This window comes from Janthinobacterium sp. Bl 1 (assembly GCF_058215535.1).
In genome coordinates this window covers 873,627-891,571 of sequence record NZ_CM177086.1, presented here as the reverse complement: position 1 = coordinate 891,571, position 17,945 = coordinate 873,627, and the positions used below count along the sequence as shown (strand labels likewise).

At 61.2% G+C, this 17,945-nt stretch carries 16 protein-coding genes; 2 read left to right on the top strand and 14 right to left on the bottom strand.

All coding sequences use genetic code 11. The annotated features are described in order from the left end of the window. Position 1: 1 nt before the first annotated feature. The 14 genes from aspS to AC4BCN_RS03955 form a co-directional block, all read right to left on the bottom strand. Positions 2-1,798 carry an aspartate--tRNA ligase gene (aspS, locus tag AC4BCN_RS04020; protein ID WP_035824170.1) on the bottom strand — a complete coding sequence of 599 codons (1,797 nt, stop codon included), beginning with the start codon at positions 1,796-1,798 and terminating at the stop codon, positions 2-4. Between the two features lie 69 nt (positions 1,799-1,867). Next, on the bottom strand, positions 1,868-2,509 hold the full coding sequence (locus AC4BCN_RS04015; RefSeq protein ID WP_034753372.1) for a DUF502 domain-containing protein: 642 nt from the start codon (positions 2,507-2,509) through the stop codon (positions 1,868-1,870). A 39-nt stretch (positions 2,510-2,548) separates the two neighbouring features. After that, positions 2,549-2,857 (bottom strand): FmdB family zinc ribbon protein, encoded by a 309-nt coding sequence (locus AC4BCN_RS04010; protein WP_070221636.1) that lies wholly within the window; start codon positions 2,855-2,857, stop codon positions 2,549-2,551. A gap of 79 nt (positions 2,858-2,936) precedes the next feature. Next, complete coding sequence (locus tag AC4BCN_RS04005; RefSeq protein ID WP_490492617.1) at positions 2,937-3,539, bottom strand: methyltransferase; 603 nt, start codon at positions 3,537-3,539, stop codon at positions 2,937-2,939. Positions 3,540-3,557: 18 nt separating this feature from the next. After that, on the bottom strand, positions 3,558-5,129 hold the full coding sequence (gene ubiB, locus AC4BCN_RS04000) for a ubiquinone biosynthesis regulatory protein kinase UbiB (RefSeq protein ID WP_128141126.1): 1,572 nt from the start codon (positions 5,127-5,129) through the stop codon (positions 3,558-3,560). Next, positions 5,126-5,764: a ubiquinone biosynthesis accessory factor UbiJ gene (locus tag AC4BCN_RS03995; protein ID WP_490493572.1), complete on the bottom strand. Its 639-nt coding sequence runs from the start codon at positions 5,762-5,764 to the stop codon at positions 5,126-5,128. Before AC4BCN_RS03995 ends, ubiB begins: the two co-directional genes overlap by 4 nt. A 147-nt stretch (positions 5,765-5,911) precedes the next feature. Then, entirely contained in the window at positions 5,912-6,859 is a 948-nt protein-coding gene (locus AC4BCN_RS03990; RefSeq protein ID WP_490492616.1) for a Tim44 domain-containing protein, read from the bottom strand. A 31-nt stretch (positions 6,860-6,890) separates the two neighbouring features. After that, positions 6,891-7,625 carry a bifunctional demethylmenaquinone methyltransferase/2-methoxy-6-polyprenyl-1,4-benzoquinol methylase UbiE gene (gene ubiE, locus AC4BCN_RS03985; protein WP_034753359.1) on the bottom strand — a complete coding sequence of 245 codons (735 nt, stop codon included), beginning with the start codon at positions 7,623-7,625 and terminating at the stop codon, positions 6,891-6,893. 29 nt (positions 7,626-7,654) lie between these two features. Further along, entirely contained in the window at positions 7,655-8,896 is a 1,242-nt protein-coding gene (locus tag AC4BCN_RS03980) for an RNA polymerase sigma factor (protein ID WP_490492615.1), read from the bottom strand. A 2-nt stretch (positions 8,897-8,898) separates the two neighbouring features. Beyond that, the gene (locus tag AC4BCN_RS03975; RefSeq protein WP_490492614.1) at positions 8,899-9,243 is read right to left on the bottom strand and encodes a YciI family protein; all 345 of its coding nucleotides are present in this window, start codon (positions 9,241-9,243) and stop codon (positions 8,899-8,901) included. Between the two features lie 97 nt (positions 9,244-9,340). Continuing rightward, entirely contained in the window at positions 9,341-9,790 is a 450-nt protein-coding gene (locus AC4BCN_RS03970; RefSeq protein WP_490492613.1) for a gamma-butyrobetaine hydroxylase family protein, read from the bottom strand. A 9-nt stretch (positions 9,791-9,799) separates the two neighbouring features. Continuing rightward, on the bottom strand, positions 9,800-10,243 hold the full coding sequence (locus AC4BCN_RS03965; protein ID WP_070305338.1) for an HIT family protein: 444 nt from the start codon (positions 10,241-10,243) through the stop codon (positions 9,800-9,802). Continuing rightward, positions 10,240-14,280: a DUF3683 domain-containing protein gene (locus AC4BCN_RS03960; protein WP_128141121.1), complete on the bottom strand. Its 4,041-nt coding sequence runs from the start codon at positions 14,278-14,280 to the stop codon at positions 10,240-10,242. The genes AC4BCN_RS03965 and AC4BCN_RS03960 overlap by 4 nt, the downstream gene beginning before the upstream one ends. Positions 14,281-14,538: 258 nt before the next feature. Next, the gene (locus AC4BCN_RS03955) at positions 14,539-15,030 is read right to left on the bottom strand and encodes a YqaA family protein (protein WP_034753347.1); all 492 of its coding nucleotides are present in this window, start codon (positions 15,028-15,030) and stop codon (positions 14,539-14,541) included. A 201-nt stretch (positions 15,031-15,231) separates the two neighbouring features. On the opposite strand from AC4BCN_RS03955, the gene ilvA reads away from it, so the two are divergent. Beyond that, positions 15,232-16,767, top strand: coding sequence for a threonine ammonia-lyase, biosynthetic (gene ilvA / locus AC4BCN_RS03950; RefSeq protein ID WP_139092208.1), 1,536 nt, complete (start codon positions 15,232-15,234; stop codon positions 16,765-16,767). Positions 16,768-16,901: 134 nt separating this feature from the next. Continuing rightward, complete coding sequence (gene queF / locus AC4BCN_RS03945; RefSeq protein WP_139092209.1) at positions 16,902-17,744, top strand: NADPH-dependent 7-cyano-7-deazaguanine reductase QueF; 843 nt, start codon at positions 16,902-16,904, stop codon at positions 17,742-17,744. Positions 17,745-17,945: the final 201 nt, after the last annotated feature.

The following is a 17,945-nucleotide window of genomic DNA, read 5'->3' as shown; positions in this document are numbered from 1 at the left end:
ATTACACTACTTTTGGCTCGGCGCTGCGCAAACGGATGTGCAGTTCGCGCAGTTGCTTCTCGTCCACTTCCGACGGCGCATGGGTCAACAAATCTTGCGCGCGCTGGGTTTTCGGGAAGGCGATCACGTCGCGGATCGATTCGGACCCCGTCATCATGGTCACGATACGGTCCAGGCCGAATGCCAGGCCGCCATGCGGTGGCGCGCCGTATTGCAGGGCGTCGAGCAGGAAGCCGAACTTCAGCTGCGCTTCTTCGGCATCGATCTTCAGTGCGCGGAACACTTTCGACTGCACTTCTTCGCGGTGGATACGGATCGAACCGCCGCCCAGTTCCCAGCCGTTCAAGACCATGTCGTAGGCCTTGGCGATGCAGGCGCCCGGATCGCTTTCCAGCATGTCTTCATGGCCGTCTTTTGGCGCCGTGAATGGATGGTGGGTCGCCGTCCAGCGGTCCGCTTCTTCGTCGTGCTCGAACATCGGGAAGTCGACCACCCACAATGGCTTCCACACGTCTTCGAACAGGCCGGCTTTCTTGCCGAACTCGCTGTGACCGATTTTCACGCGCAGCGCGCCGATGGCGTCGTTGACGACCTTGGCCTTGTCGGCGCCGAAGAAGATCAGGTCGCCGTCTTGCGCACCGGTCTGCTCAAGGATGGTGGCCAGCACGTCGGCAGGCAGGAACTTGACGATCGGCGACTGCAAGCCTTCAGGACCCTTGGCTTTCTCGTTGACCTTGATGTAAGCGAGGCCCTTGGCGCCGTAGATGGCGACGAACTGGGTGTAGGCGTCGATTTCCGAACGGGGCATGCTGCCGCCTTGCGGTACGCGCAGGGCAACCACGCGGCCGCCTTTCATGTTGGCGGCGCCGTTGAAGACCTTGAACTCGACCGATTTCATGACTTCCGTCAAATCCGTGAAGGCCAGCTTGACGCGCATGTCCGGCTTGTCGGAACCGTACAGGCCCATCGCTTCGGCGAAATCCATTACCGGGAACGGGTTCGGCAGGTCGATGTCCAGGGTGTTCTTGAAGACGACGCGGATCATGTCTTCGAACAGGTCGCGGATTTCCTGTTCCGTCAGGAACGAGGTTTCGCAATCGATCTGCGTGAATTCAGGCTGGCGGTCCGCGCGCAGGTCTTCGTCGCGGAAGCACTTGGTGATCTGGTAGTAACGGTCGAAGTTAGCGACCATCAACAGTTGCTTGAACAACTGTGGCGATTGCGGCAAGGCGAAGAAGCTGCCCGCGTTGACGCGCGATGGCACCAGGTAATCGCGCGCGCCTTCTGGCGTCGACTTGGTCAGCATCGGCGTTTCGATGTCGATGAAGCCCAGCGCGTCGAGGTACTTGCGCACTTCCATCGTCACTTTGTAACGCAGTCGCAGGTTGTTTTGCATTTGCGGGCGGCGCAGGTCCAGCACGCGGTGCGTCAGGCGCGTCGTTTCCGACAGGTTGTCGTCGTCCAGCTGGAACGGCACGGGCACGGAAGGGTTCAGCACTTCCAGCTCCGAGCAGACCACTTCGATCTTGCCCGACTTCAGGTTGTTGTTGATCGTGCCTTCGATACGGTTGGTCACGACGCCCGTCACGCGCAGGCAGAATTCGTTGCGCACGGCTTCGGCGACCTTGAACATTTCCGCTTGTTCCGGGTTGCAGACGATTTGCACCAGGCCTTCACGGTCGCGCAAGTCGATGAAAATCAGGCTGCCGTGGTCGCGGCGGCGATGTACCCAGCCGCACAGGCTGACGGTTTGTCCCAGCATGGCTTCGGTAACGAGGCCGCAGTATTCAGTACGCATAGACATAAAATTCTCAGTTCAGGTTAGTGAGTGTTCAATCCGGCCACGTCCCGTATGGGACGCCTGCCTTTATTCTTTGGCTGCCGGGGCCGGTACAGCAACAACTTCCGCAGGCGCCACCACGCCCATCGAGACGATATATTTGAGCGCCGCATCGACGCTCATGTCGAGTTCGACGACATCGCTGCGCTTCATCATCAGGAAAAAGCCCGATGTCGGGTTCGGCGTCGTCGGCACATACACGCTGACAAAGTCGCCCACCAGGTGGTTCGCCGCATCGCCGCCCGGCACGCCCGTCAGGAAAGCGATGGTCCAGGAGTTCTGGTGCGGATACGGCACCAGCACGGCCTTGCGGAACGCATTGCCCGACGGGGAAAACAGGGTATCCGACACTTGCTTGACGCTCGAATACAGGGAATTGACGATGGGTATGCGTTGCAGCAATTTTTCCCACAGCTTCACCACGTAATTGCCGACCAGGTTATTCGTCAGCAAGCCCGTGAAGAACACGATCAGCACCGTCAATACCGTGCCCAGGCCGGGAATGGTGCTCAGCGCGGGAACCTTGTGGCCGAACCAGACGCTGGGCTGCGTACTGCCGGGCACCAGCAACAGCGACTGGTCCATCGTGCTGATCACCAGATTCAGGACCCAGGCCGTAATGGCCAGGGGCACCAAAATCAGTAATCCGGTAATAAAGTATTTACGCATCAGTTTCTCGGTAATGGATCGTATCGGCGCGGCGCGCGCTCAGTCCGCTTTCGGCGCGGTGGCAGCTGGGGCGGGCGCAGGTGCGGCAGCAGGCGCGCTCTCGGCGGCCGGGGCAGGCTTGGCGTTATCGGCCGGGCCCGTCGGAATGGCCGTGGTGGGCGCCGTGCCGCCGCGGAAATCGGTCGCGTACCAGCCAGTGCCCTTCAATTGGAAACCGGCGGCCGTCAATTGTTTCTTGAAACTGGGCTTGCCGCACGACAGGCACACCGTCAGTACTGGATCGGAGATCTTTTGCAAGACGTCCTTGGCAAAACCACACTCGTCACAACGGTAAGCGTAAATCGGCATCTCTACTCCGAGAAAATCATCAAAAACCCTGAATTATAAAGCTTTTCCTTTGCCCTCAACGGAAATTGACCGGTCCGCCTCAGTCCGCCCGGCGGCGCCAGCTCATCCAGCGCTCCTTGCCGGCGAAGACGGCGATGGAATCGTCAACGGCTTCATCGGCCAGGCAGTCGAAATGCGGGGCCAGCAATTCCTGCAGTTTCTCCTTTGAAATACCAAATGGCGGTCCCTTGGCATTGTCGTCAAAGAAAAAGTAACCGGCCAGCATGGCGCCCGGCGCCAACAGCTGCGCCCAGCGGGCCGCCACTTGCGGCCACATGGCGCGCGGCATGGCGCACAAAAAAGCCCGCTCATAGATCAGGTCCAGCGACGCAACAGGTTCCCAGGCAAAGAAATCGGCTTCCACCACCTGCCCTGCCCGTTCGCCGACGACGGCCCGCGCGGCGGCCACGGCGGCCGGCGAAAAGTCGATGGCCGTGGCATCCCAGCCGTGATCGAGCATGAAAACCAGCTCATAGGCCGAGCCGCAGCCGGGGATCAGGCAGCGCAGCGGCGCCGGGCTGCCGGCAACGAAGCTGCGCAGGCGCGACGGCACGCCGCCGTGGTCCCAGGGCGTAAATTGCTTTTCGAAACGCTCGTCCCAGAAGGCGGGCGAGAGCGGATCGCGGGAATTGAAGTCAGCCATCACTTACGTCCTCAGCCTTTAAAACGGCAGTTGATGCCAGCGCATGAACACTTGCAAGCCCAGCGCGCCGAGGGCGAAGGCGCCCACGAAGTACACGATAAAGCTCAGCAAGCGGTTCGTCTGGCGTTGCTCCGCCAGCAAGGTTTTCATCAATTCCACATCGTTTTCGCGCGGCTCGCCATGCACGGTCAAGGCCTGGTGCAACAAGCGCGGCAGTTGTGGGAAGATGTGCGCATAACGGGGCGCCTCGGCGCGCAGGCGCTCCATGAAGCCTTGCGGCCCCACCTGGTTGCTCATCCATTTTTCCAGGTAGGGCTTGGCCGTTTGCCACAGGTCCAGTTCCGGGTCCAGCTGGCGGCCCAGGCCTTCGATATTGAGCAGGGTCTTTTGCAGCAGCACCAGTTGCGGCTGCACTTCCACGTTGAAGCGGCGCGAGGTCTGGAACAAACGCAGCAACACTTGCCCAAAAGAAATATCTTTCAGCGGACGGTCGAAGATCGGCTCGCAACAGGCGCGCACGGCCGCTTCCAGCTCATCGACGCGGGTGTCTTTCGGCGCCCAGCCCGATTCAATGTGCGCTTCGGCCACGCGTTTGTAATCGCGGCGGAAGAAGGCGAGGAAGTTTTGCGACAGATAATCCTTGTCGTAGTCGTTCAACGTTCCGACGATGCCGAAGTCGAGCGCGATGTAGCGGCCGAACGATTCAGGCGCGATCGACACGAGAATATTGCCCGGGTGCATGTCCGCATGGAAAAAGCCGTCGCGGAACACTTGCGTGAAGAAAATCTCCACGCCATCGCTGGACAGTTTGCGCAAATCCACGCCGGCCGCCACCAGGCGCTCCGTTTGCGACACGGGAATGCCGACCATCCGCTCCATGACGATGACGCTGCTGGAACAGTAATCCCAGTGCATTTCCGGCACCAGCAGCAAGTCCGAGTTGGCAAAATTACGGCGCAGCTGGCTGGCGTTGGCCGCCTCGCGCATCAGGTCCAGCTCGTCGTGCAGATATTTGTCGAACTCGCCCACTACCTCTTTCGGTTTCAAACGCTTGCTGTCGGCCCACAGGCGACTGGTCCAGTCGGCGGCGATGTGCATCAGGGCCACGTCTTCGTCGATCAGCTTTTTCATGCCTGGACGCAAGACCTTCACGGCCACTTCGCGTCCATCTTTCAAGGTGGCGAAGTGCACCTGGGCAATCGAGGCGGACGCCACCGGCTCGCGCTCGAAGTGGGCAAACAACTGATCCGGGTGTGCACCGAGCGACTTGGTGATTTGCGCGATGGCCAGGTCGGAATCGAAAGGCGGCACGCGGTCTTGCAGGCGCGCCAGTTCCTCGGCGATGTCGAGCGGCATCAGGTCGCGCCGGGTCGACAGCACCTGGCCGAATTTGACGAAAATCGGGCCCAGCTCTTCCAGCGCCAGGCGCAGGCGCAAGCCCCGTGGCGACGACAGGTCGCGCCAGAAAATCAGGGTGTCGATCAATTTGGCGGTGCGGGGAACTTGCAGACCAGAAATCGCTATCTCATCCAGACCGTACTTGATGGAAACACGGATGATTTTAAACAGGCGCAGGAATTTCAATATCATGTAGACAAATCCGGTGAGGAAGACTGCGGCTGGACGGCGGCGACCGCCTTTTCCAGCCGGGCAAGGCGCTTGGCCAGGCGTTCGACGTCATCGCGCACGCGCGTTACGCCAGCGGAATACTCTTGCAAGGTGGAAGGACGGATCAGCATGGGCTGTTCGTCGAGAAAATATTCGGCCACGTTTTCCGCCAGCTTTTGCTGGCCCGTGCGCACAAACGCGGCCGCATCCTTCGCGCCGGCAACGAGGCGCGTGGCCAGCATGGGCCCGACCACCTTTTCCAGGTCGTGCTCGGCTTCCCAGCGCAAGCCCTTGCTCAATTGCGAAATCGCATTGGCAAACTCGGCATCGCCTTCGATCTTGACGTAGGAAAACGCCCGCTCGCGGTTTTGCAGGATCAGCGGCACGTCGGACAATTTTACGCGGATGGTGACGTTGGCCGGCATGTCAGCCGGCACAGCTTCCAGCATGCCGGCGCTGTCGACGCGCAGGCGCAGGGCCACGGCGCCCGTGTCGATGCAAGCCAGCTTGCCGGCGTGCACGGCCAGCTGATGGCGCGCCCACGGCTCTTGCGCCAGCAAGTGGTTGATGGTTGCAATGACAGGCGTCATCAGGGAAAGGTCGGAAAGTGGTGCCATCATATAGCGCGCGGCGCGCCCCTAAAAAGAAAAAACCGCCCGTAAAACAACGTGGGCGGTTTCGATCTTACCAGTTCAGCAGGCAATATCTGTTAAGCATCATGCATTCCGCATGGACTTAAGCCAATATTCAGCAAGTTTTTGCAATTAATTCAATTGCTGGATGCCTGCCAGGACCCAGCCGCTATTGCCGCTGACGGGTTTCGACATATTCCACACTTCCGCGAACGGTTCCGCCGCGGCGCCCGGCGCCGAACGGATCAGGCCCACAAACTTCACGCTGGCCAGGTAATCGTTGACGCTCGTCTCGATACCCAGCAGTTCGGCATCGATGGTGACGACATCGGTAAAGTCTGGCTGCGCACCCCGTTCCTGGATTTGCATGCGCAGTTCCGCATACACTTCCGGCGACGTGAATTCGCGGATATCGTTGACGTCAGCCTTGTCCCAGGCCGCTTGCAGGCGAATGAAATTGCTTTTCGCGTGGCGCAGGAAGGCATCCTTGTCGAAGTCGCTTGGCACGCCCCATGGCGCGGCAGCCGGCACCGGGACCGGGTCCGGCTTGTCCAGACCGACGCCGGACGAGACGGGCTGCAGCGGTGGCAGCGGTGGAATGCGCGAACCGATGTCAGGCAGGTTGCCCGCTGGCGCAGGCTGGTTGCCGAAGCCGGCGAACGGCGTATTGCCGCTGCTGTTGCCAGCACGCTTGCCGCGCACCATGCGGTAGATGAAGAAGACCACGCCGGCCAGCAAAGCCACCATCAGCAAGGTGCTGATCATGCTGGCCAGGGCGCCGCCCAGGCCGAAGTGCGACAGCAGCGCGCCCAGACCCAGACCCAGCAAGGCGCCGCCCAGCAAACCCTTCCAGCGGCTCGGTGCCTTGGCGGCAGGTGCTGGCGCAGGAGCCGGCGCCGGTTGCGCCTGGCGTGGCGTGGCAGCCGGTGCCGGCGCTGGGGCCGGCGCCTGGCGGCTCACGTTCTGCGACTGACGACCTATCGAACGGCCACCGCCCATGGGACGGGCCAGCGCCTCGCCCAGCATGGATACCGTGGTCGCGGCCAGCATCATGCCGACCATAAATTTCTTCAATTTCATTCCATCTCCTAAAATCACCAACATTGATGCATTACATCTTGATACCGGTGTGCAAAGCGGCAATGCCTGCCGTCAAATTGTAGTACTGCACGCGCTCCAGGCCCGCTGTTTCCATCATGGTCTTCAGGGTTTCCTGGTCCGGATGCATGCGGATCGATTCTGCCAGGTAACGATAGCTTTCCGCGTCGCCGGCGATTTTCTGCCCGAACCACGGCAAGACCGAGAACGAATACAGGTCGTACGGCTTTTGCAGGGGGGCGGCCACCTTGGAAAACTCCAGCACCAGCAGCTTGCCGCCCGGTTTCAGCACGCGGCGCATTTCCGCCAGCGCCACATCCTTGTGCGTCATGTTGCGCAAACCAAAGGCCACGCTGACACGGTCGAAATAATTATCGGGGAATGGCAGTTTTTCCGCGTCACACAACAAGGTGGGGGTCAGCAAGCCGCGATTCAAGAGGCGGTCGCGGCCCACGCGCAACATCGATTCATTGATATCGGTCAGCCAGACTTCGCCGGTAGGGCCCGCCTGCTTGGCGAATGCCTTCGACAGGTCGCCCGTGCCGCCAGCGATGTCGAGCACCTTGAAACCGGGGCGCACGCCCGCGTTGGCAATGGTAAACGTCTTCCACAGACGGTGCAGCCCGCCCGACATCAAGTCGTTCATCACGTCGTATTTGGCAGCGACGGAATGGAACACCTTGGCGACTTCGCGCACTTTGTCGTCTTCTGCAACTGTTTTGTATCCGAAATGGGTCGTATTGGTCATGGTAGGCAGTCTGTTTGAACTTGGGAGCATTATACAAGCGGCAGGCGCATTTCCCCGTGACGCCGGAGAAGGTATTGCCTTTCCACTGCATTCGAAGCCAGCATGGCCGCCCGGGCATATGCCGCCAGCGCCTCCGGCCGGTCGCCCTGGCGGCGCAGCAAGTCGGCCCGGGCCGCATGCAGATAATGCGATGGCGCCAGGCTGGGCACGGCTTCCAGGCGCTCGAGCCACGCCAGCCCGTGTGCGGTGCCATGCGCCATGGCGCAGGCGATCACGGCATTGAGCAAGATCAACGGTTCCGGCTTGTGCCGCAGCAAAGCGCCGTACAGGGCGCTGATCTGGCGCCAGTCCGTCTGGCTGGCCGTGGGCGCTTTGGCGTGCAAGGCGGCAATCGCCGCCTGCAGCTGATATGGCCCTGGCGCGCGCGCCAGCAAGGCCAGTTCCAGCACAGCCAGACCCTCGGCAATCAATTCCCCTTCCCACAGACGCCGGTCCTGCTCTTCCAGGGTCAGCAAATAGCCTTCAGGCGACAGCCGGGCCGGGCCGCGCGACGCCTGCAACAGCATCAGGGCCAATACACCCTGCACTTCCGGCTGCCCCGGCTGCAGACTGTCGAGCAGCCGCCCCAGGCGCAGCGCTTCCGCGCACAGGTCCGCGCGCAGCAGGGTGTCGCCGCCGCTGGCGCAATAACCTTCGCTGAACACCAGGTAAATCACGTGCAGCACTTGCGCCAGCCGTGGCTGCAATTCTTGCTCCGGCGGCAACTCGAAGGGGATACGCGCTTCCGCGATCTTGCGCTTGGCGCGCAACAGCCGCTGCGACAGGGCAGCTTCCGCCACGCCGAAGGCCCGCGCGATCTCGCCCGTGGACAGCCCACACAGGGTGCGCAGGGCCAGCGCCACCTGCGCCTCGGGCGCGAGCGCAGGATGGCAGCAGATGAACAGCAGGCGCAGGCGGTCGTCTTCGATCGGCGGCGCGTCCACCGCCACGGCCGCAGTCAGGCTGGCTAGCTGGGCCTCGGCATCGCTGACGCTTTTGCCCGCCCGGCGCACGTGATCGAGGCCCGCATTGCGCGCCACGGAACTGAGCCAGGCGGCGGGATTATCGGGGGTGCCCGTGCGCGGCCACAGTTCCAGCGCCTTGCGGCACGCTTCCTGCAACACATCTTCCGCCAGGCCCAGGTCGCCGAAACGCCGCATCAGGCCTGCCAGCACCCTGCCCCTTTCCTGGCGAAAGACGCGTTCGACGGCCGCGATGGCGTCGCCGGCCATCGTCAAGCCGTCACGGGCCGCACTTCGATGGTGCCCAAGGAGGCCACCGGGCAACGCCCGGCCCAGGCCAGCGCCTCGTCCAGATTGGCGCAGGCTAGCAGATAGTAGCCGCCCAGCTGTTCCTTGGTTTCCGCGAACGGCCCATCCGTGATGACGGGTTTGCCATTGCGCACCCGCACGCAGGTGGCACTGCCCACTGGCGCCAGCTCGGCGCCCCCGCGCAGCACGCCTGCCGCCTCCAGCGCCTGCGTATAGCTGGCAAAGTCGGCCATCAGGCTGGCCATCTGGCCCTCTTCCATGGATTCAAAGCGCGCCTCGTCGGCGTAGATCAGGATCAGGTATTCCATAGTCTCTTCTCCAAAAGAAAAATGCCCGCAAGCGCGGGCATTCATACGACGAACGGGGCGGCGGCAATCCGACAAGATTACCGCATTATTTTTTACCCTAGTGTTTGTGACCGCAGCTCGGTCCGTGGACGTGGCCGGAAGATTGCTTGAACGTCATGTCGGCCTTGGCGTCGCGGCCGCTGTCGCCCGGGTAGCCGGCTGCCGCCAGCTGGTCCAGGTAGGCTTGCCACAGCTTGTCTTTTTCCGCGCCCAGCTTGTACAAGTATGCCCAGGTGTACAGACCGGAATTGTGGCCATCGCTGAAGGTCGGTTGCACGGCGTAGTTGCCGACCGGCTCCAGGCCTATGATGCCGACCAGGCGCTTTCCTAATTGCAAGGTTTCCTGGCCTTTGCCATGGCCCTGCACTTCGGCCGACGGCGAATACACGCGCAGGTATTCGAACGGCAGCGCAAATTCGCTGCCATCGTCGAAAGCCACGTCGAGCACGCGCGACTGGTTGTGCACGGTCAAGCCGGTCGGTTGCGGTGTTGCTGCTTTTTCAGTCATGACGATACTTTATGCGGATAAACGTTGAATGATGGCGTCGCGCAAGGCCGGCAACAGGGCGCGGCGCGCGGCCAGCACCTCGGGTGCCGTCTCGCGCTGCACGACAGCCCAGCTGGGGTTCGGGAAATGCGCGTCGTCGCGGTAGCGGGGAATCACGTGCCAGTGCACGTGCGGCGTCATGTTGCCGAAACTGGCCACGTTGACCTTTTCCGGCTGCATCACTTCACGCACGGCCAGCTCGACTTGCCACACGACTTCCATGACGTAGTTGCGCTCGCCAGGCGTCAGATCCGTCATTTCTTTCACGTGCTTGTTCCAGATCACGCGGCAAAAGCCGGGATAGGCGGCGTCATCGACGGCCACGACGGACAGGCGCTCGCTGCGCCACAGCAAGGCTTCACAGCCCTGCTTGTTGGCAAAGCCGTCCAGCAATGTGCACAGATCGCAGGTCACACCAGCACCCGTTCGATACCGCCGTCATTGGCGCGTTTCACGTAATCCGGCATCCAGTTCTCTCCCAGCAAGTGTTTGGCGATCTCGACGACGATGTAGTCGGCCGTCGTGCCCGAATCGTCATTGTAGCGCGAGAGTCCTTGCAGGCACGACGGGCAGCTGGTGAGGATTTTGACGTCGCCCGTGAAACCGTCGCCGCGCAGCTTGTCGGCGCCCTTGACCATCTCTTCTTCCTTGCGGAAACGCACTTGCGTGGAAATGTCGGGACGCGTAACGGCCAGCGAACCCGATTCGCCGCAGCAACGGTCATTCTTCTCGATCTTCACGTTATCTACCGTGCTGATCAGGGAGTTGATGGTCTTGCCCGATTCCTGCAGCTTCATCGGATTGTGGCATGGCTCGTGGTACATATAACGGGTGCCGTTGACGCCTTCCAGCTTGACGTTTTTCTCCAGCAAATACTCATGGATATCCATGATGCGGCAGCCAGGGAAAATCTTCTCGAACTGGTAGGTGGCCAGCTGGTCGTAACACGTGCCGCACGACACGAGCACCGTCTTGATGTCCAGGTAATTGAGCGTGTTGGCCATGCGGTGGAACAGGACGCGGTTGTCCGTCATCATCTTCTCGGCTTTGTCGAACTCGCCCGCGCCCCGCTGCGGATAACCGCAGCACAGGTAGCCCGGTGGCAATACCGTCTGCACGCCCACTTCCCACAGCATCGCTTGCGTGGCCAGGCCCACTTGCGAGAACAAACGCTCCGAACCGCAACCGGGGAAGTAGAACACGGCTTCCGTATCGGCCGTCGTCGTCTTCGGATTGCGGATGATCGGGATGACCTTGTCGTCTTCGATGTCGAGCAGCGCGCGCGCCGATTTCTTCGGCAGGTTGCCCGGCATTTTCTTGTTGATGAAGTGGATCACCTGCGCCTTGACGGGCGGCTTGCCCGTCGATGGCGGCGGCGCCTTGGTTTGCTTCTTGGCAAACTTCTTCAGCAAATCGTTGCCCAGGCGCTGCGCCTTGTAACCCCAGCCGATCATGACCTTGCGCGTGGCATTGATGGTCACGGGATCGGTGGCGTTGAGGAACATCATCGTGGCCTTGGTGCCCGGATTGAAGCTCTTCTTGTCCATCTTGCGCAGCAGGTTGCGCATGTTCATGGACACGTCGCCGAAGTCGATGTTCACAGGGCAAGGCGTCACGCATTTATGGCAGACCGTGCAATGGTCGGCCACGTCCTCGAACTCTTCCCAATGCTTGATGGAAATACCGCGGCGCGTCTGCTCTTCGTACAGGAAGGCTTCGATCAAGGACGAGGTCGCCAAGATCTTGTCGCGTGGCGAGTACAGCAAGTTGGCGCGCGGCACGTGGGTCGAGCACACGGGTTTGCACTTGCCGCAACGCAAGCAATCCTTGACGCTGTCGGCGATGGCGCCGATATCGCTTTGCTGCATGATCAAGGATTCATGGCCCATCAGGCCGAACGATGGCGTGTAGGCATTGCGCAAGTCGGCGCCCATGCCCGGCAGGTTCAGCAGTTTGCCCTTGTTGAAACGGCCTTCCGGATCGATGCGCTGCTTGTAGCTGCGGAAGTCGCCGATTTCTTCTTCCGTCAGGAATTCCAGCTTGGTAATACCGATGCCGTGCTCGCCGGAAATGACGCCATTGAGCGAGCGGGCCAAAATCATGATGCGGCCCACGGCTTCGTGGGCGTCCTGCAGCATTTCGTAATTGTCCGAGTTGACGGGCAAGTTCGTGTGCACGTTGCCGTCACCCGCATGCATGTGCAGCGCGACGAACACGCGGCTACGCAGGATGCGCGCGTGGATGGCCGTCGCCTCGTCGAGGATCAGCTTGAACGCGGCGCCGTTGAAAATCTGGCGCAGCTGGGCCCGGATTTCCTGTTTCCATGTAATACGCACGGTGCGGTCCTGCACCACGTCGAACAAGGTGGCGTTCGGCTGCGTTTCCAGGCGCGCCTCGAACACGGGCAGCAAGCGCTCCATGCCCAGTTCGGCCAATTCACCCTTCGCGTCGACCAGCGGACGGTCCAGCTGGGCCAGCAGATAGGTCCAGCGTGCCGTGACTTGCGCCAGCAACTGCTGCGCCTGCTCGGCACGGTCGCCAAGCATTTCAGCATCGTCCACGCGGTCGTCCGACGCATCGTCGCTCTTGCCGATTGGCAAGTTACCCTTGGCAAAGAACGCGCTCAGGGCGTCAGCCAGTTGCAGCTTGTTCTTGATCGACAGTTCGATATTGATGCGCTCGATGCCATCCGTGTATTCGCCCATGCGGTTCAGGGGAATGACGACGTCTTCATTGATTTTAAAAGCGTTGGTGTGCTTGGCGATCGCGGCCGTGCGGGCACGATCTAACCAGAATTTCTTGCGCGCTTCCGGGCTGACGGCCACAAAACCTTCACCCACGCGGGTGTTGGCGATGCGCACCACTTCCGACGCCGCTTGCGCGACGGCGTTTTCATCGTCGCCGACAATGTCGCCAAACAGGGCCATCTTCGGCAGCACGCCGCGCTTCGACTTGGTAGCGTAGCCGACGGCGCGCAGGTAGCGCTCGTCCAGATGCTCCAGGCCCGCCAGGCGGATGCTCGTGTATTGCTCGCCCTTGGCCGGCAAGCCATCGAGGTAATCCTTGATTTCCACGATCGACGGAATCGCGTCGCGCGCCTGGCCAAAGAATTCCAGGCAGACGGTGCGGGCGAATTTCGGCATCTTGTGCAAAATCCAGCGCGCCGACGTGATCAGACCGTCGCAACCCTCTTTCTGGATGCCCGGCAAGCCGGCGAGGAATTTATCGGTAACGTCCTTGCCCAGGCCCTCTTTACGGAACTTGCGGCCAGGAATTTCCAAAATTTCCGTCTTGAACGGTGCGTTCGGTTTTGTCGCGTCGCGCGTGCTCGGGTGACGCCATTCCAGCTGGAAACGTGCCAGCGCGATATCGTGGATCTTGCCCAGGTTATGGTCGAGACGCGTGACGTCGAGCCAGTCGCCGTTCGGGTCGACCATGCGCCACGAAGCCAGGTTGTCGAGCGCCGTGCCCCACAGCACGGCCTTCTTGCCACCCGCATTCATGGCGACGTTGCCGCCGATACACGAAGCGTGGGCCGAGGTCGGGTCGACGGCAAACACGAAACCGGCCTTTTCCGCCGCTTCCGACACTTTGTTCGTGATCACGCCCGCGCCCGAATTGATCGTCGCATATTCATGCGTCAGGCCCGGCAAGACCGTCATTTCCACGGCACCCAGGGTGATGAGTTTTTCCGTGTTGATGACGGCCGACATCGGCGTCAGGGGAATCGCCCCGCCTGTGTAGCCGGTGCCGCCGCCGCGCGGGATGATGGTCAGCCCCAGCTCGATACAGCCTTTGACCAGGCCTGCCATTTCCTCTTCCGTGTCGGGGGTGAGCACGACGAACGGATATTCCACGCGCCAGTCGGTGGCGTCCGTCACGTGCGACACGCGCGTCATGCCGTCGAAGCGCACATTGTGTTTTTCCGTGTAGCGGCCCAGCACCTTGACCGTGCGCTTGCGCAAATCGTAGGTCTTGCGGAATTCGTCGCCAAAGTCGGCCACGGCCTTGCTGGCCGCCTTCAGCAGCAGCTCCACGTTGGCGCTGCGCGCCTTGGCCACTTCCGGCGCTTCGCCGGCCGCCAGCGCGTCGCCGCCGGCCGCATCGATGGACAGGCGGCGCTTGTCGACTTCGGCCAAGCGGTGATGCAAGGCATCGATCAAGCCCTGGCGGCGCTTCGGATTGTCGAGCAAGTCATCCTGCAGGTAGGGATTGCGGCGCACGACCCAGATATCGCCCAGCACCTCGTACAGCATGCGGGCCGAACGGCCCGTCTGGCGGGCGCCGCGCAGCTCGTCGAGCAGGCGCCAGGAGTCCTCCCCCAACAGGCGTATGACGATCTCGCGATCGGAAAACGACGTGTAGTTATACGGGATTTCGCGCAGGCGGCTTGCTGCGGGACCATTCGGCGTTTCTGCCAGTAAAGCTTGGATTTGTGCGGGAGCGTTCATGGAGTGTGGTGACGATATAGACTGGACCCTAAAGGGCCATTTTATCTTATTGCGCCGCACCATGCGGGAACAGCCTTATGCCGCCCAAGGTTTAAGCACCTGATCCGCCATCATAGAAAATATGGAAAAGCCTTCTTTTACGTGAATAAAAAACCAGTTTCCATGATTTTTTGACGCAAAAATGCCAAGAATCGGACTCCACTGCAAACTATCGGACTGCCCAAAAATGGGGCAAATCGGCGTTGCAGGCAGACCCGTTCAGGCCAGCATCTGGCCGATCCGGTGCCATACGCCATCGGGCACGTACAGCAGCAAGCCCGTCATGGTCAGGTAGCGCGCGCACTTGCCGACGGCCATGTAGGCGACGCTGGGCCAGAACGGCAGCTTGAGCCAGCCAGCCAAAGTGCACAGGGGATCGCCCACGAGGGGCAGCCAAGCCAGCAGCATGGTCTTGGCGCCATAGCGGGCCAGCCAGCGGAACCAGCGCGTGTCGCGCTCCTTGGCAAACGCCTGCTTGGCCCGGTAGCCGAGCCAGTAGTCGACGATGCCGCCCAGGGTATTGCCCAGGGTGGCGACGCCGATGGCGGCCCAGAACAGCGCGGGATTGGCCTTGATGACGGCAAACACGGCCGGCTCCGAGCCGAGCGGCAACAAGGTGGCGGAAATAAAGCTGATCAGAAAGACCGATGTCAGCCCGACTTCCGGTGCTGCGATCAGCTGCAGCAGCCAGGCGATTGCGGATTCGATCATGGAACACTTCGCGATGCAGTAAGGCTCTCCATTATAATGAAGAGCAGCCTGGGCGCCGCACACATCGCGCCGGCCGGCAAAGGCATACCCGCCCGCAGTTCCACAGAGCATTATTGTCGCCAGGCTATCCGCCGCCGCGCCGCCGCTATCGACAGACACGCTCCAGACCCTTTCTGGCCCAGAATCACTTGCTTGCAGACTATGAACATCGACTACCTCAAGAAAATCCTGACCGCCCGCGTCTATGACGTCGCCACCGAAACGCCGCTGGAACTGGCCCCTGCCCTGTCGCAGCGCCTGAACAACCAGATTTACTTCAAGCGCGAAGACATGCAAAGCGTGTTCAGTTTCAAGATTCGTGGCGCCTACAACAAGATGTCCAAGCTCAGCGAAGCGGAACGCAAGCGCGGCGTGATTTGCGCCTCGGCCGGCAACCATGCCCAGGGCGTGGCCCTGTCCGCCGCGCGCATGGGGTGCCGTGCCGTCATCGTCATGCCGACCACCACGCCGCTGGTAAAGGTCGAGGCGGTCAAAGGGCGCGGCGGCGTGAACGTGGAAGTGGTGCTGCACGGCGAGTCGTACACGGATGCCTACAACCATGCACTGACCCTGGAAAAGGAACAGAAGCTGACCTTCGTGCACCCGTTCGACGACCCGGACGTGATCGCCGGCCAGGGCACGATCGGCATGGAAATCCTGCGCCAGCACGCCGGCCCCATCCACGCCATCTTCGCCCCCATCGGCGGCGGCGGCTTGATCGCCGGCATTGCCGCCTACGTGAAACAGATTCGCCCCGACATCAAGATCATCGGCGTGCAAAGCGTCGATTCGAACGCCATGGCCCGTTCGCTGAAGGCCGGCGAACGCGTGACCCTGAACGACGTGGGCCTGTTTGCCGACGGCACGGCCGTGCGCCTGGCTGGCGAGGAAACCTTCCGCCTCGTGCAGGCATATGTCGATGAAATCATCACTGTCGACACAGACGCCATCTGCGCCGCCATCAAGGATGTGTTTACGGATACGCGCAGCATTCTGGAGCCGTCCGGCGCGCTGGCCGTGGCCGGCGCCAAGGCCTATGTGGAACGGGCCAGCCTGACCAAGCACCCCGTCAACAACGAAACCCTGGTCACCATCGCCAGCGGTGCGAACATGAATTTCGACCGGCTGCGTTTCGTCGCGGAACGGGCCGAACTGGGCGAATTCCGCGAAGCCGTGTTTGCCGTCACCATGCGCGAACAGCGGGGCAGCTTCAAGCGTTTCTGCTCGCTCATCGGCGCGCGCAACGTGACGGAATTCAATTACCGCATCAGCGATGAAAAAGCCGCGCACGTATTCGTCGGCATCCAGATTGCCGACCGGCATGAGTCGAGCGTGCTGGCGAAAACCTTCGAGGAACACGAATTCAAGACCCTGGACTTGACCCACGACGAGCTGGCCAAGTCGCACATCCGCCATCTGGTGGGCGGCAAGAGCCGCCTGGCGCAGGACGAGTTGCTGTACCGCTTTGAATTCCCCGAGCGCCCCGGCGCGCTGATGCGTTTCCTCGACAGCATGGCGCCGAACTGGAATATTTCCCTGTGCCATTACCGCAGCCAGGGCGGCGACGTGGGCCGCATCCTGATCGGCCTGCAAGTGCCGCCCGATGAGATGGGCGAGTTTGCGCGCTTCCTCGATACCCTCGGGTACCGTTACTGGGATGAGAGCAGCAATCCTGTGTATAAGCTGTTCCTGGGGTAATAGCAACTGCAAATACTTCGGGGTCGTACTGCGAAATACTGGGGCGCATTACCCTGCAGGGTACGACCCCAGCCGTCGCCGTTGGGTTGAAATAGGCTACCATGCGTCCTTGACCGAACTCACGCCACACGACCATGACCACCACCAACGATCTCGCCGAACAATCTCCCCTGGGCAAAAGCTCCGCCTACCGCACCGATTACGCGCCCGAATTGCTGTTTCCGATTCCGCGCCAGGGCAAGCGCGACGAGCTGGAGCTGCACGGCACACTGCCGTTCTTCGGCCTCGATATCTGGAATGCGTATGAACTGTCGTGGCTGAACCAGCGCGGCAAGCCGCAGGTGGCCGTCGCCAAGGTCAGCGCGCCGGCCGATTCGCCGAACATCATCGAGTCGAAATCGTTCAAGCTGTACCTGAACTCGTTCAACCAGACCAAACTGGACAGCCCCGAAGCGCTGCTGGCCCTGCTCAAGCAGGATTTGTCGAACGGTTTCGGCGCGCCCGTGCAAGTGGAACTGACCTTGCAGGAAGATTTCGGCAAGCTGAAAATGGGCGAGTTCGACGGCGTGCTGCTCGACCGACTGGACCTGGAAATCACGCAATACACGCCCTCGCCGCTGCTGCTGAAAGCCGCCTTGGATGAAGCGCCCGTGGAAGAAAAACTCGTCTCGCACTTGCTCAAATCAAATTGCCTGGTGACGGGCCAGCCCGACTGGGGCAGCGTGCAAATCGACTATGCGGGGCCGCAAATCGACCAGGAAAGCCTGTTGCGCTACCTGATCGGTTTCCGCGAGCACAATGAATTCCACGAGCAATGCGTGGAGCGCATCTTTGTTGATATCTTGCGTCAGTGCAAGCCGCAAAAACTGTCCGTGTATGCGCGCTACACGCGCCGCGGCGGCCTCGATATCAATCCATGGCGCAGCAACTTCAGCACGGGTACGATGCCGGGCAATCTGCGCAACGCGCGCCAGTAACACCAAACACCACCACGAAACCATGCCAGCAGGAATGTTGGCTGTGTTTTAAAACAACGTTGCAGTAGTGCCGCAGAGCATGTCACAGACGCTGAAAAATTGGAAAATCGGCATTCGGCGGCGGAAAAACCGGCGCGCCGCGTGTTTTTAATCAGGAAATAGCCGATACACGCCGATGTTATTTTTTTGCTAAAATGATGG